Origin of the sequence: Amycolatopsis samaneae (assembly GCF_039541975.1) — a bacterium.
In the GTDB taxonomy this organism is placed as follows: Bacteria; Actinomycetota; Actinomycetes; order Mycobacteriales; family Pseudonocardiaceae; genus Amycolatopsis; species Amycolatopsis samaneae.
Genome location: NZ_BAABHG010000019.1, coordinates 165,319 through 178,661, shown reverse-complemented (window position 1 = coordinate 178,661; position 13,343 = coordinate 165,319). Strand labels below are relative to the sequence as shown.

The 13,343-nt window shown below is 71.8% G+C and carries 12 protein-coding genes and 1 riboswitch; of the genes, 7 read left to right on the top strand and 5 right to left on the bottom strand.

Features of this window, described 5'->3' with window-relative positions; translation table 11 throughout:
- Positions 1-9: 9 nt before the first annotated feature.
- On the top strand, positions 10-732 hold the full coding sequence (locus ABD987_RS38385; protein WP_345406259.1) for a ComEA family DNA-binding protein: 723 nt from the start codon (positions 10-12) through the stop codon (positions 730-732).
- Entirely contained in the window at positions 729-3,128 is a 2,400-nt protein-coding gene (locus ABD987_RS38380) for a ComEC/Rec2 family competence protein (RefSeq protein ID WP_345406256.1), read from the top strand. Before ABD987_RS38385 ends, ABD987_RS38380 begins: the two co-directional genes overlap by 4 nt.
- Before the next feature lie 9 nt (positions 3,129-3,137).
- Here the strand turns inward: ABD987_RS38380 and thrC are convergent, their stop codons facing one another.
- Complete coding sequence (gene thrC / locus ABD987_RS38375; protein ID WP_345406253.1) at positions 3,138-4,403, bottom strand: threonine synthase; 1,266 nt, start codon at positions 4,401-4,403, stop codon at positions 3,138-3,140.
- A gap of 13 nt (positions 4,404-4,416) precedes the next feature.
- A riboswitch (SAM riboswitch) is annotated at positions 4,417-4,550 on the bottom strand.
- A gap of 134 nt (positions 4,551-4,684) precedes the next feature.
- Here thrC and holA point away from each other — a divergent pair.
- On the top strand, positions 4,685-5,665 hold the full coding sequence (holA, locus tag ABD987_RS38370) for a DNA polymerase III subunit delta (RefSeq protein ID WP_345406250.1): 981 nt from the start codon (positions 4,685-4,687) through the stop codon (positions 5,663-5,665).
- Positions 5,666-5,729: 64 nt separating this feature from the next.
- On the opposite strand, the gene rpsT is transcribed toward holA, so the two are convergent.
- Positions 5,730-5,990, bottom strand: a complete 261-nt coding sequence (gene rpsT / locus ABD987_RS38365) for a 30S ribosomal protein S20 (protein ID WP_345406247.1) — start codon at positions 5,988-5,990, stop codon at positions 5,730-5,732.
- 370 nt (positions 5,991-6,360) lie between these two features.
- Between rpsT and ABD987_RS38360 the strand changes: the two genes are divergently transcribed.
- Both ABD987_RS38360 and ABD987_RS38355 read left to right on the top strand, forming a co-directional pair.
- Positions 6,361-7,230 carry a DMT family transporter gene (locus ABD987_RS38360; RefSeq protein ID WP_345406244.1) on the top strand — a complete coding sequence of 290 codons (870 nt, stop codon included), beginning with the start codon at positions 6,361-6,363 and terminating at the stop codon, positions 7,228-7,230.
- A gap of 23 nt (positions 7,231-7,253) precedes the next feature.
- Positions 7,254-7,637 (top strand): VOC family protein, encoded by a 384-nt coding sequence (locus ABD987_RS38355; RefSeq protein WP_345406241.1) that lies wholly within the window; start codon positions 7,254-7,256, stop codon positions 7,635-7,637.
- A gap of 10 nt (positions 7,638-7,647) precedes the next feature.
- Here the strand turns inward: ABD987_RS38355 and ABD987_RS38350 are convergent, their stop codons facing one another.
- Positions 7,648-8,271 (bottom strand): class I SAM-dependent methyltransferase, encoded by a 624-nt coding sequence (locus ABD987_RS38350; RefSeq protein WP_345406238.1) that lies wholly within the window; start codon positions 8,269-8,271, stop codon positions 7,648-7,650.
- Positions 8,272-8,387: 116 nt separating this feature from the next.
- On the opposite strand from ABD987_RS38350, the gene lepA reads away from it, so the two are divergent.
- Together lepA and ABD987_RS38340 are read left to right on the top strand one after the other, a co-directional pair.
- Entirely contained in the window at positions 8,388-10,229 is a 1,842-nt protein-coding gene (lepA, locus tag ABD987_RS38345; RefSeq protein WP_345406235.1) for a translation elongation factor 4, read from the top strand.
- 124 nt (positions 10,230-10,353) lie between these two features.
- Positions 10,354-10,929, top strand: coding sequence for a Uma2 family endonuclease (locus tag ABD987_RS38340; RefSeq protein WP_345406232.1), 576 nt, complete (start codon positions 10,354-10,356; stop codon positions 10,927-10,929).
- Here the strand turns inward: ABD987_RS38340 and ABD987_RS38335 are convergent, their stop codons facing one another.
- Both ABD987_RS38335 and ABD987_RS38330 read right to left on the bottom strand, forming a co-directional pair.
- The gene (locus tag ABD987_RS38335) at positions 10,930-11,379 is read right to left on the bottom strand and encodes a pyridoxamine 5'-phosphate oxidase family protein (RefSeq protein ID WP_345406229.1); all 450 of its coding nucleotides are present in this window, start codon (positions 11,377-11,379) and stop codon (positions 10,930-10,932) included. It lies immediately after the preceding gene.
- A gap of 161 nt (positions 11,380-11,540) precedes the next feature.
- Complete coding sequence (locus ABD987_RS38330; RefSeq protein ID WP_345406226.1) at positions 11,541-13,304, bottom strand: family 20 glycosylhydrolase; 1,764 nt, start codon at positions 13,302-13,304, stop codon at positions 11,541-11,543.
- Positions 13,305-13,343 lie beyond the last annotated feature (39 nt).

The window sequence follows — 13,343 nt, the reverse complement described above, 5'->3', positions numbered from 1 at the left end:
GTCGATCGTGTGTTCGACCCAGCCGCCCGGGATCCGGGCCCCTCCGTCAACGCCAGGCTCGCCTGGCTGGCCGACCAGCTGTCCCCGGACGTCCCTGCGGGCCCGGGTGGCAGGCTGGTCCGGCGCTGGCTGCCCGCGGGGCTGGCCGGTGGCTCACCGGGCAGACGCCGGCTCGTGCTCGGCGCCGTCCTTCTCGGCGTCGTGCTGCTGGTGCTCGGTGCGGTGGCGGTCTTCGGCGGCGGGCCCGCCGCCGAGCGGCCCCCGGGGCTGCCGAGCGCGAAACCGGTGGCGGAGCAGGCCCAGCAGCCGAAGGCCGGTCTCGTCGTCAGCGTGGTCGGGCGGGTGCGGGCACCGGGGTTGCACACCCTGCCCGCGGGCGCGCGGGTCGCCGACGCGCTCCGTGCCGCCGGTGGCGCGGAGCCCGGCGCCGACCTGAGCGCGCTGAACCTGGCCCGGCGGCTGGCCGACGGTGAGCAGCTCGCGGTCGGCGTGCCCGCGCCCGCGGCGGCGGGGCCGGGCGGTGCGGGCGGGGCACCGGGCAAGGTCGATCTCAACGCGGCCACCGCCGAGCAGCTCGACACCCTGCCCGGCGTCGGTGCCGTGATGGCCCGTCGGATCGTCGAATGGCGTACCCGGCACGGCGGGTTCGCCAGCGTCGAGCAGCTTCGCGACGTCGAAGGAATCGGTGAGGCGAAGTTCTCGAAGATCCGGGAACAGGTGAGCGTCGGATGACCGCGCGGCTCGGCACCATGGAAACACGGCAGCCACTGCCGTGGTGGCGCGCCCAGGATCCCCGGCTCGTCCCGGCGGCGCTGGCGGTGTGGGGCGTGACGCTGGCGGCGCTGCTCGGCACCTGGTGGGCGGCGGTGGCCGGGGGAGCGGTCACGGCGCTCGCGGGTGCGGTGCTGTTCTGGCGCCGCCCGTCCCGGCGCCCGGCGGCGGGCGCGCTGGTGGTGGCCGGACTGGCGCTGGCGGTCCCGACGGCGATGCGCGTCCACGACGCGGAGCGGGATCCGCTGCGCGCCGCGGCGGCACACGGGGCCCCGGCCGTGCTGCGGGTGGTGGTCACCGAGCGGCCGAAACCCGTCCGCTCGGCCGGGTACGCCGATCGCCAGGCGGGCGCCCGTTCGGTCGTGCTCCCGGCGGAGGTGACCGCGGCGGAGATCGCGGGACGTCCCGCCGAGAGCACCGGCCGGGTCCTGTTGCTCGCCCCGGTCACCCCGTGGTCGGGCATGCTGCCCGGCCAGGTCGTGACGGTCTCCGGGCAGCTCGGGCCCGCCCGTGGCGCGGAGCTGACGGGCGCGGTGCTGTCGGTGCGCGGCCCGCCCGGTGACCCCGGCGCGGCGCCGTGGTGGCAGCGGGCGGCCGAGTCGCTGCGCGCGGGGCTGCACCGGCTCTGCGCCGTCCTCCCGGAGGAGCCGGCCGGGCTGCTGCCGGGGCTGGTGGTCGGTGACACGAGCGCGCTGCCGCCCCGGGTCGAGCACGAGTTCGTCACCTCGGGAATGTCCCATCTGACGGCGGTCAGCGGCGGGAACCTCGCGATCGTCTGTGGCGCCGTGCTGCTCCTGTTGCGCCTGCTGCGGGTCGGGCCGCGTGCTTCGGCGATCGCCGCCGGGGCCTGTCTGGTCGGGTTCCTCGTGCTCGCGGGGCCGGAGCCGAGTGTGCTCCGGGCCGGGGTGATGGGCGCGGTCGGGCTGCTCGCGCTGGCGCTGGGCAGACGTGGCTCGGCCTTGCCCGCGCTGGCCTTTTCGGTCTGCTCGCTGGTGATCTGGGATCCGGCGATGGCGGTCGACTTCGGCTTCGCGCTCTCGGTGCTGGCCACGGCCGGGCTGGTCCTGCTGGCGCCGCGCTGGGCGGACGCGATGGTGCGCCGGGGCGTCCCGCCCGGGTACGCCGAGGGGCTGTCCGTCCCGCTCGCGGCGTTCGTGGTCACCGCGCCGGTCATCGCGGGCATGGCTGGATCAGTGAGTTTGGTGTCGGTGTTGACCAACGTGCTCGCCGCGCCGGTGGTGGCCCCGGCCACCGTGTTCGGGGTGCTGGCCACGGTGGTCGGCCCGTGGTGGCCCGGCGCCGGGACGGTGCTCGTGCGCGTGGCCGATCCGGAGGCGCGCTGGCTGATCCTCGTGGCGCGGCACGGCGCGCGGGCGCCGGGTGCGGTGCTGGACTGGCCCGGCGGCTGGTGGGGAGGTCTGCTCGCGGCGGGCCTGCTCGCGGTCGTGGTGGTGGCGCTGCGGCTGCGCCGGATCCGGGTGCTCGTGACGGTGATCCTGGCCGGGGTGCTGCTGGTGTTCGTCCCGGTGCGGGTGCTCGACCCGGCCTGGCCGCCCGGCGCGTGGGCGATGGTCGAATGCGATGTCGGCCAGGGTGACGCGCTGGTGCTGGCGACCGCGGAGCGCGGGCGGGCGGTGGTCGTCGACACCGGGCCCGAGCCCGGCCCGGTCGACGAGTGCCTGCGGCGCCTCGACGTCGACCGCGTCCCGCTGGTCGTGCTGAGCCACCTGCACGCCGATCACCTGGGCGGGCTGGCGTCGGTGTTCGAGGGCCGGACGGTGGGCGCGGTGGCGGTCGGGCCGGGCCGGGCGCCGGGCTGGGCGTGGCGGCAGGTCGCGGAGGAGGCCGGGCGCCAGGGCGTGCCCCTGCTGGAGCTGGGCGTCGGACAGCGGCTGGAGTGGCCGGGCCTGTCCCTCGACGTGCTGGGGCCCCGGTACGTTCCGGCGCGGTCGGCCGTCGAACAGGACGGGACGATGGTCAACAACAGCTCGGTCGTGCTGCGCGCGGCGACCCCGGCCGGGCGGGTGCTGCTGACCGGCGACGTCGAGCTGGCCGCGCAGGCCGATCTGCTGGCCGGGGGAGCGGACCTGCGCGCGGAGGTCCTGAAGATCCCGCACCACGGGTCACGGTATTCGCTGCCGGACTTCCTCGCGGCCGTCGGGCCCCGCGTCGCGATGGCCAGTGTGGGCGCGGGAAACCGCTACGGGCATCCGAGCAAGTCCACTATGGACGCTCTGATCGCCTTGGGGGCCTTGGTGACCCGCACCGACACCGACGGGGACACCGCGGTGGTGCCGGACGGCGGGGGCCCGGCGATCTCCCGCCGGGGCGAGCCGCGTGGCCCGCCCCGGCGGTGAGCGCGGGCGTCAGTAGCCGAGGGCCTCGCGCACGGCCGCGGCCGACGCCGGGACGGTCGCCTTGGGGCCGATGTGGTTCTCGACCGCGTCGAGCGTCTTGAGGCCGTCGCCGGTGATCAGCAGGACGGTCTCGGCGTCCGGGTCCAGCTTGCCGGTCTCGATGAGCTTCTTCGCCGTGGCCACGGTGACCCCGCCGGCGGTCTCGGTGAAGATGCCCTCGGTACGGGCCAGCAGCCGGATGCCCTCGACGACCTCCTCGTCGGTCACGTCCTCGATCGCGCCGCCGGTGCGGTTGACCACGTCGAGCACGTACGGGCCGTCGGCCGGGTTGCCGATCGCCAGCGAGCGCGCGATGGTGTCCGGCTTGACCGGCTGGACGACGTCGTGCCCGGCGCGGAACGCGGCCGAGACGGGCGAGCAGCCGGTGGCCTGGGCGCCGAACACCTTGTAGGGGCTGGCTTCCACCAGTCCGAGCTGTCCGAGCTCGCGGAAACCCTTGTCCACCTTGGTCAGCTGGGAACCGGAGGCGATCGGCACGACGATCTGTTCGGGCAGCCGCCAGCCGAGCTGCTCGGCGACCTCGAAGGCCAGCGTCTTCGAACCCTCCGAGTAGTACGGGCGGACGTTGACGTTCACGAAGGCCCAGGTCGGCTGCTCGGCGGCGAGTTCGGTGGCGAGGCGGTTGACGTCGTCGTAGTTGCCGTCGACGGCGATCAGCGCGCCGTCGTACACCGCGGTGGTGAGGATCTTGGCGCGTTCCAGCGTCTTCGGGATCAGCACGACCGACTGCCAGCCCGCGCGGGCGGCCGCGGCGGCGACGGCGTTGGCCAGGTTGCCGGTGGAGGGACAGCACAGCACCTCGAACCCGAACTCGCGGGCGGCCGCGAGCGCCACGGCGACGACGCGGTCCTTGAAGGAGTGCGTCGGGTTCCCGGTGTCGTCCTTGACCCAGATCCGCTTGACCCCCAGCGCCTTCGCCAGCCGGTCGGCCCGGACCAGCCGGGTGCCGCCGGGCTCGGTGTTGGGGATCTCCTCGACGTTGGAGGGAACCGGGAGGAGTTTCTTGTAGCGCCAGATGTTCTTCGGGCCGGCCTCGATGTCCTCGCGCCGGACCCGGCCGAAGTCGTAGGCGACCTCGAGCGGCGAGAAGTCTTCGGCGGAGACGAATTCCGGAGCGAGCGGCTGCCGGTGACCCTCTTCCTTCGACACCAGTTCGACGGCCGGGCCCAGGTCCGGGGTCTTGGTGGTGGAGGTCGTGCCGAGGGTTGCGGTCATCGCGAGGTTCCTTTCCTCATCTGCCCCGCCGAAGCGGGCCGGAATTGGCACCGTGTTCGTCAGCTATCCCGCGATCGCGGGATGACAGGCTTGACGCCGGTTGCCGGGGCTTCGTCGGGCCGTTCCCTCTGCCCCTCTGGATGAGCGGTATTCGGTTGTCGGCGCGCCGGTGGGCGCTGCCTCGGGACACACCGTACGGCATCCCGAGCGGCTCGTGCCACGGTGGGCGCTCCGGTGTCACCGGAGCGGGCGCCCCGCCGGGCGGGTGAGAGGATCGGGGGGTGACCGCGCAAGCCACCGCCACCGCGCCCCTGCATCTCGTGCTCGGTGAGGAAGAACTGCTCATCGAACGGGCCGTCCGCGCCGCGCTGGACGCCGCGAAGGCGGCCGATCCGACCGCCGACATGACCAGGACGCGGGTGTCGGAACTCACAGCGCCCGAACTCGCCGAACTGGTGAGCCCGTCCCTGTTCAGCGAGGGCCGGGTGATCGTCCTCGAGGCGGCGCAGGACATCTCGCAGGAGCTGGCCGACGCCGTGCTGTCCTACGTCAAGTCACCCGCGGACGGCATCGTGCTGGTCGTCGTGCACACCGGCGGCGGCCGGAGCAAGGCGGCGAAGGCGCTGCCCGCCGCGCTGCGCAAGGCGGGCGCCGAGATCACCGAATGCGCCAAGCTGACCAAGGCCGCCGACCGGGAGTCGTTCGTCCGCAACGAAATCCGCCGGGCGGGCGGCAAGGCCGACGGCGCCGCGGTGCTCGCGCTGATCGACGCGGTGGGCTCGGATCTGCGTGAGCTGTCGTCGGCGGCGACCCAGCTCGTCGCGGATGCCGGTGGCGTCGTCGACGAGCAGGCCGTGCGCCGGTACCACCGGGGCCGGGCCGACGTCACGGGTTTCGCGGTCGCGGAGAAGGCGGTGGCGGGGGACCGGGCGGCCGCGCTGGAACAGCTGCGCTGGGCGATGCAGCTCGGCGTGCCGCACGTGCTCGTCGCCGACGCGCTCGCGGACGCCGTCCGCACCATCGCCAGGGTTTCCGCCGCCGGGCGGGGCAATCCGAACCAGCTGGCAGGCGAGCTGGGGATGCCGCCGTGGAAGGTGCGCAAGGCGCAGGGGCAGTCGCGCGGCTGGAACGCCGACGGTCTCGCGGCCGCGATGCGCGTCGTCGCGCGGCTCAACTCCGAGGTCAAAGGCGCCGCGGCGAGTCCGGACTACGCGCTGGAACGTGCCGTGAGCGAGGTGGTCGCCGCCAAGGGCGACCGCTGAGCGGACCGACGCGAAAGGCCCCCGGTGACCGAAGTCACCGGGGGCCTTTCGGATGAAGAACGACTCAGAGCGCGTTGGCGCGCTTGGCCATCGCGGACTTCTTGTTCGCGGCCTGGTTGGCGTGGATGACGCCCTTGGTGACGGCCTTGTCCAGCTTCTTGGCGGCGTCGCGCTGCAGCTCGGCGGCCTTGGCCTTGTCCCCGGCCTCGGCGGCCTCGCGGAACTTGCGGATCGCGGTCTTCACCGAGGACCGGATCGCCTGGTTGCGCTGACGCGCCTTCTCGTTGGTGGTGATGCGCTTGATCTGCGACTTGATGTTGGCCACGGGGGCGCTCCTTCTGCACTCGGTGAGTTCGCTGCCGCGTCACTGGGATCGCGGGGATCTCCGTGGCCCCGGCCGCCCTCGCGGGTGGCGGGTTTCCTCCATGACGGAATGCCGCACGGCAACGAACGGAAAGCCTAACAGCCGCCTCCTGGCGGGCTCGCGGCGACCTCGACATGATCGCCGGCGGCCACTACCGTGGGCAGGGTCAGTGCCTAGGGTTCCGCCACCGGCCCGCCACGACGTCACACAACCAGGGCCGGTGGGGCAGGTCCGAGCGGCACCATCGGCGGCTCGGGAGTCCGCCGTTCATCTAACGGGACAAAAGCCTGGAGGACCTGGTTTTCGCGCGCGCGAAAACCGAAAGGGTCCGATGAACGCCACCGCTCTGTCCTTCGTCCTCGTCGCCGCCGTCGTGCACGCCGTCTGGAATCTCGCCGCCAAACGCGTCGGCTACGGCGGCGCCCGGTTCGTCTACCTCTACTACACCGTTTCCGCGGTCGCGCTCCTCCCGGTCACCGCCGTGATGCTGGTGGTGGAGGACGAGCGTCCACAGTGGACGTGGCTGCTGGCGGCGCTGGGCACCTCGCTGCTGCACGTCGGGTACGGCGTGGTCCTGCAGCGCGGTTACGTCGTCGGCGACCTCTCGGTGGTCTATCCGCTCGCCCGCGGCACCGGGCCGCTGCTCTCGGTCTTCGCCGCGGTGGTGCTGTTCGGCGAGCACCCCGGCTGGCTCGGGCTGGCCGGGGCGCTCCTGGTGGTCACGGGCGTGCTGGTGATCAGCACCGGCCGCCGGGACGGGGAGACCGACCCGCGAGCCCGCCGGGCCGGGATCGGCTACGGCGTGCTCACCGGCGCGTTCATCGCGGGCTACACACTGTGGGACGCGCACTCGGTGACCGGTCTCGCCGTGCCGCCGGTCGTCTACTTCGGGCTGGGCTCGGTCATCCAGTCCCTGATGCTGATGCCCTACGCGTTCGCCGACCGGCCGCTGCTCGGCAGGCTGTGGCGGGAGCACAAACGTGAGACGCTGCTCGTCGGCCTGCTGTCCCCGGTGGCCTACCTGCTGGTGCTCTACGCGCTGCGGATCGCCCCGGTGAGCCTGGTCGCCCCGGCGCGCGAGCTGAGCATCGTGCTGGGCGGGCTCGCGGCCTGGCTCGTGCTGGGCGAGGCGAACGCGGTGCGCAGGCTCGCCGGTTCCGTGATCGTGTTGTCCGGCATCGCCGCGATTGCGATGGCCTGAACCAGCGGGTAGGGATTGAGCCCATGGAAGTGCTGAGCAGCCGGTTTCTCATCCACCCGCGGGACCTCGCGGCGTCCACCGCGTTCTACCGCGACACCCTCGGGCTGGCGATCGACAAGGAGTTCCCCGGCGGCACGGTGTTCTTCCTCGGCCACGGCTCGCTGGAGATCGTCGGCAGCGCGAGCACCGGGCCGAGCCCGGACGTCGCGCTCTGGATCCAGGTCCGCGACCTGCCCGCCACCCTCGCCGAACTCGCCGCTCGCGGGGTGACGCCGGCGCGGGAGGCCCGCCGGGAGCCGTGGGGGCTCGACGAGGCGTGGATCGCCGATCCCGACGGCACCCGCATCGTGCTGGTCGAGGTGCCCGCCGAGCATCCGCTGCGCACCGATCCGCGGAGCTGGGACTAGCGCGGGTGCCTCAGCCCCCTGGCCTGACGGCCCGCAGCTGGGCGGCGAGCGGGGCGAAGCCCGGCGGTTCCCAGGTCCAGGTCTGGAGGTCGGTGAACCCGGCGTCCGCGGCCTCGCGGGCGAGGACGTGCCGGGGCACCGGCAGCCACTTCTCGTGCGTGGAGAGCAGCAGCCTGCCGCCCGGCCGCAGTACGCGGTACAGCTCGGCGAAGCCCGCCGCGCGGTCGGGCCACAGCTGGACGTTGTTCACGCTGAGCACGACGTCGACGGACTCGCCGGGCTCCCCGGTCTCCTGGGCGGACCCGGTGCGCAGTTCGGCGTCCGCGCAGCGTTCGGCGCACCTGGCCAGCATGGCGGGGGACGGGTCGACGCCGGTCACGCGGCGGGCCGTCTTCGCCGCGGCGGCCAGCCCGACGCCGGGGCCGGGCCCGACCACCAGCACGGACTCGTCACCGGTGATCTTCGCGAGTTCGACGACGCGGTGCTCGGTCGGGCCGTTGGAATGGGCCATGACCAGCGAACCGAGTCTGCCGAGCAGCCCGCGGGGATGTCCGAACGCGCGGTCCAGCACCCCCTCCAGGGAACCGGCGGGCGCCGGGGGTGGAACAGGTGCGGACGAGGGGGAAATGCTCATACTTCGAGGGCACCACGTGCCGTCGCGGCCCGCATCGGGGATGACCCCCACTCACACCCGGAGCTCCATGGGACCATAGGGGTGGCCATCCCCGACCTTTCCCGAGGATCACACGAGTGAGCACGTTCGCTGACACGACCTTCACCCCGCCGGAGCTCATCCGGAACTTCTGCATCATCGCCCACATCGACCACGGAAAGTCGACACTGGCGGACCGGATGCTGCAGCTCACCGGGGTGGTCGAGGCGCGGGCCATGCGCGCTCAGTACCTCGACCGCATGGACATCGAGCGGGAGCGCGGCATCACGATCAAGGCGCAGAACGTGCGCCTGCCCTGGCAGCTCGACGGCCAGGACCACGTCCTGCACATGATCGACACCCCCGGCCACGTCGACTTCACCTACGAGGTCTCTCGCGCGCTCGAAGCGTGTGAGGGCGCGATCCTGCTGGTCGACGCCGCGCAGGGCATCGAGGCGCAGACGCTGGCCAACCTGTACCTGGCGCTGGAGAACAACCTCCAGATCATCCCGGTGCTGAACAAGATCGACCTGCCCTCGGCCGACCCGGACAAGTACGCCGCCGAGATCGCGCACATCATCGGCTGCGAGCCCTCGGACGTGCTGCGGGTCTCGGCGAAGACCGGCGCGGGCGTCGGCGAGCTGCTCGACGAGGTCGTCCGCCAGGTCCCGGCGCCGCAGGGCGACGCCGACGCCCCGGCGCGCGCGATGATCTTCGACTCGGTGTACGACACCTACCGCGGCGTGGTCACCTACATCAGGGTCGTCGACGGCAGCATCACCCCGCGCGAGCGGATCCGGATGATGTCCACCGGGGCCACGCACGAGCTGCTGGAGGTCGGCATCATCTCGCCGGAGCCCAAGGCCAGCAAGGGCCTCGGCGTCGGCGAGGTGGGCTACCTCATCACCGGGGTGAAGGACGTCCGCCAGTCGAAGGTCGGGGACACGGTGACCTCGGAGCGCAAGGGCGCCGCCGAGCCGCTTGCCGGGTACCGCGAGCCGAAGCCGATGGTCTATTCGGGGCTCTACCCGGTGGACGGCTCGGACTACCCCGAACTGCGCGAGGCGCTGGACAAGCTCCAGCTCAACGACGCCGCGCTCACCTACGAGCCGGAGACCTCGGTGGCGCTCGGGTTCGGGTTCCGCTGCGGCTTCCTCGGCCTGCTGCACCTGGAGATCACCCGCGACCGGCTGGAGCGGGAGTTCGGGCTCGACCTGATCTCGACCGCGCCGAACGTCGTCTACCGCGTGGTGCTGGAGGACGGGAACGAGGTCACCGTGACCAACCCGTCGGACTGGCCGACCGGGCTCAAGATCTCCGAAGTACACGAGCCGGTCAGCAAGGTGAGCATCCTCGCGCCTTCGGAGTTCGTCGGCACCATCATGGAGCTGTGCCAGACCAAGCGCGGTGTCCTGCTCGGGATGGACTACCTCTCCGAGGACCGCGTCGAGCTGCGCTACAACCTGCCGCTCGCCGAGATCATCTTCGACTTCTTCGACACGCTGAAGTCGCGTACGCGCGGCTACGCCTCGCTCGACTACGAGGAGGCGGGCGAACAGGTCGCCGACCTGGTCAAGGTCGACATCCTGCTGCAGGGCGAAACCGTCGACGCGTTCTCCGCGATCGTGCACAAGGACGCCGCCTACACCTACGGGAACCGGATGGCGACCCGGCTGCGCGAACTCATTCCGCGCCAGCAGTTCGAGGTGCCGATCCAGGCGGCCATCGGCTCGCGGATCATCGCCCGCGAGACCATTCGCGCGATCCGCAAGGACGTGCTCGCGAAGTGCTACGGCGGTGACATCTCGCGGAAGCGGAAACTGCTGGAAAAGCAGAAGGAAGGCAAGAAGCGGATGAAGACCGTCGGCCGGGTCGAGGTCCCGCAGGAGGCATTCGTCGCCGCACTGTCCACTGAGGACAACGGAAAGAACAAGAAGTAACCTTCGACGTTCTGGCGCCCCGTCTCACACGATCGAGTGAGGCGGGGCGTCCTCGTCTCTTCCGGCGCCGTTTCTGTCGGTCCCTCCTGGTGTGCTCTGGTCAAAGCCTGGGAAGGAGGGCACCATGACGGTTATGACGGACATACGGTATCCGGCCGGGTCGGGCCCCAAGACGGTGCGCGACCTCGAGGGGATGCCGGATGACGGCCGACGCTACGAACTCATCGACGGGATGCTCCTCGTGAGCCCCGCGCCGGGCCGCAGACATCAGACGATCGCTTATCGCCTCTACGGTGTGCTGGAGGCGGCCTGCCCCGTCCGGTTCGAGGTGGTGGGTGCGCCGTACGCGATCCACATCGGCGATCGGATCGAGTTGCAGCCGGATGTCTTGGTGGGCTGGGAAGAGGACTTCACCGAGAAGGATCTTCCGCGAGCGCCGGTGCTCGCGGTCGAGGTGCTGTCGCCGAGCACGGTGCTCTACGACCTGAACGACAAGAGGGTCGCGTACGAGCGGCTGGGCACTCCGAGCTACTGGGTGATCGATCCGGCCGAGCCCGAACTGACCGTGTTCGAGCTGGATGAAGACGGCCAGTACCAGCAGGTCGCGAAGGCCGCCGGGGACGAGCCGTTCGAGGCCGAGCGGCCGTTCCCGGTGCGGATCGTCCCGCGCGACCTGCTGGGGCGGCTGGCGGAGCGCTGATCAGGTCCGGTTGCGCAGGATCCGGTCCGCCCGGACGAACACCGCCACCCGGCGTTCGGCGGCCATCACGCGGTCGTACTCGTCCCAGTCGTCGTGGGTGCCCGTCGCGGCGATGAACACGTCCCGCAGCAGCTTCGGCAGCCCGGCGGCGTCGAAGGCGGGGTCCGGGTCGTCTGGTCCGATCAGGTGAACCGGGCCGTCGGCCGAACCCCAGTCCCAGCCGTGGCGGAAGGCCAGGCTCGCGTGTCCGGCCCGGCGCAGCAGCTTCAGCTTGTACGCGTCACCCCGCGCCACGAAGGCGACGCTGGTCGCGCCCGTCACCGGGTCGTCGATCACCCCGGCGTTGACGAGCGTGGAATGCACCGTCCCGTCGGCGCGGGTGGTCGCGATCGTGGCCAGGCCGTGTTCCCGTACGGACAGCGCGCGGAGGTGATCCAGGTCATCGCTCATGCGATCGCCTCGCTCCGCGAGACAGTGTTCAATCCCTTTTGGCGCATGACAACCATGATTCGCTCGCAAGCGTCGCTCATGTCCGTGCCCAACGCGGTGCGGTCCGATCCTGTTCCGGGCCGCACCGGAGAACGCCCGGACGGGCGTTCTCCGGTCGGTGGTCAGCAGACGCCGTCGTCGCGCCAGACGCCCCAATCACCGCCGGCGCCGGGTTCCTCGCCCTTCGTCCACCACTTGGCGGTCCACTTGTGCCCGTTGTGCGAGACGGTGTTGCCGCCGGTGTAGACGGATCCGCTGTCCCACGCGGGCAGGGTGCAGGTGCCCGGGGTACCGCCGTTGTCCCACGGGATCTGCGCCGAGCGGTAGAAGTTCATCGACTGCGCCTCCCAGCGCGGGCCCTGTGCCCCGAGCCGGGTCCGGAACGCGTTCCAGTTGTGCGTCGACCACGGCGACCAGCCGAGTTCGGCGTGCGCGGCCAGCCGGGGGAAGGCGAGCAGGTCGATGTGGGCCGGGGTCACCACGGTTTCGGTCCACAGTGGAGACTCGACGCCCCGTACCGCGGATTCGCCGACCCCGGACAGGTACGCGCCGGGATTCCACTCGTAGGCGTCCTTCACCTCGATGTACCCGGCCCAGTTGAGCCCGATCGGCGTGCTGGCGTTGTACTTCATGTCCAGGTACGCCTTGTTCGCCGGGGACATGATCACCTTGCTGCCCTTGGCGACCGCCTTGGCCACGCCGGCGTCGGAGGTGGTGGTGCCCCAGAACTGCGGGCTGGCGTTCGCGGGCAGATCGGCCTTGGCGATGTCGTGCCAGCCGTTCGCCTGCTTGCCGTTGGCCGCCACGATCGGCAGCACCTTGCCGATGAACTTGAGGTAGTCCGGCTGCGAGGTCGCCGCCGCCTCGTCCCCGCCGATGTGGAAGTACGGGCCGGGGGTCAGCTCCGCGATCTCGCGGATGACGTCGGAGACGAACTTGTAGGTGATGTCCTTCGAGATGCACAGCGAGCTGTAGCCGACCTCGATGTCGGTACGCAGCGGCGGCGCGACGCCGTTGCAGTTCAGCTCGGCGTAGGAGGCCTGCGCCGCGTTGGTGTGCCCCGGCATGTCGATCTCGGGAATGATCGTGATGTGCCGCGAGGCCGCGTAGTTCACCAGGTCGGTGTACTGCGCCTTCGTGTAGTACCCGCCGGGGCCGCCGCCGACCTGCGTGCTGCCGCCGTAGGTGGCCAGGCGCGGCCAGCTGTCGATCTGGATCCGCCAGCCCTGGTCGTCGGCGAGGTGCAGGTGCAGATGGTTGATCTTGTACTGGGCGAGCTGGTCGAGGTACCGCTTCACGGTGTCGACGGGGTGGAAGTGCCGGGCGACGTCGAGCATCGCGGCCCGGTAGCCGAAGCGCGGATAGTCGAGGATGTTCGCGCCGGGCACGGCCCACGGGCCCGGTTGCGTGGTCGGGCTTTCGATCTTGCCGGGCAGCAGCTGGCGCAGCGTCTGCACCCCGGCGAACAGGCCGTCGGCGGTGTTCGCGCGGAGCACCACCGAGCCGGCCGTGGAGTTCAGCTGGTAGCCCTGGTCGCCGACCTTCGCGTCGGCGCCGGACAGCAGCAGGGAGACGCCGTCGGCGGGGGTGCCCGCGGCGTCGGAGACCGGCAGCGGGAAACCGGTGGAGCGGCGGAGGACACCGGCGAGGTATTCGCCGACGTCCTTGGCGGGGGCGGAGCCCGCTTCGGTGTGGATCTTGGTGGTTTCGGTCAGCGCGTAGCTGACGCCGTCGAGCGCCTGGACGGAGACCGGGACGGGGACGATCGACTGCAGCGGCGGGGTGGCCGCGGCGGCGGTGCCTGCCGTGGTGGCACTCGCCGTGCCGACGAGCAGGGTCAGTGCGGCGAGCGCGTGACCGAGCCGCCGCGTGCGGGTTTTCTTCACGGGAGTCCTCCTGGCGTGAAGGGGACGCGGCGCCGGTGC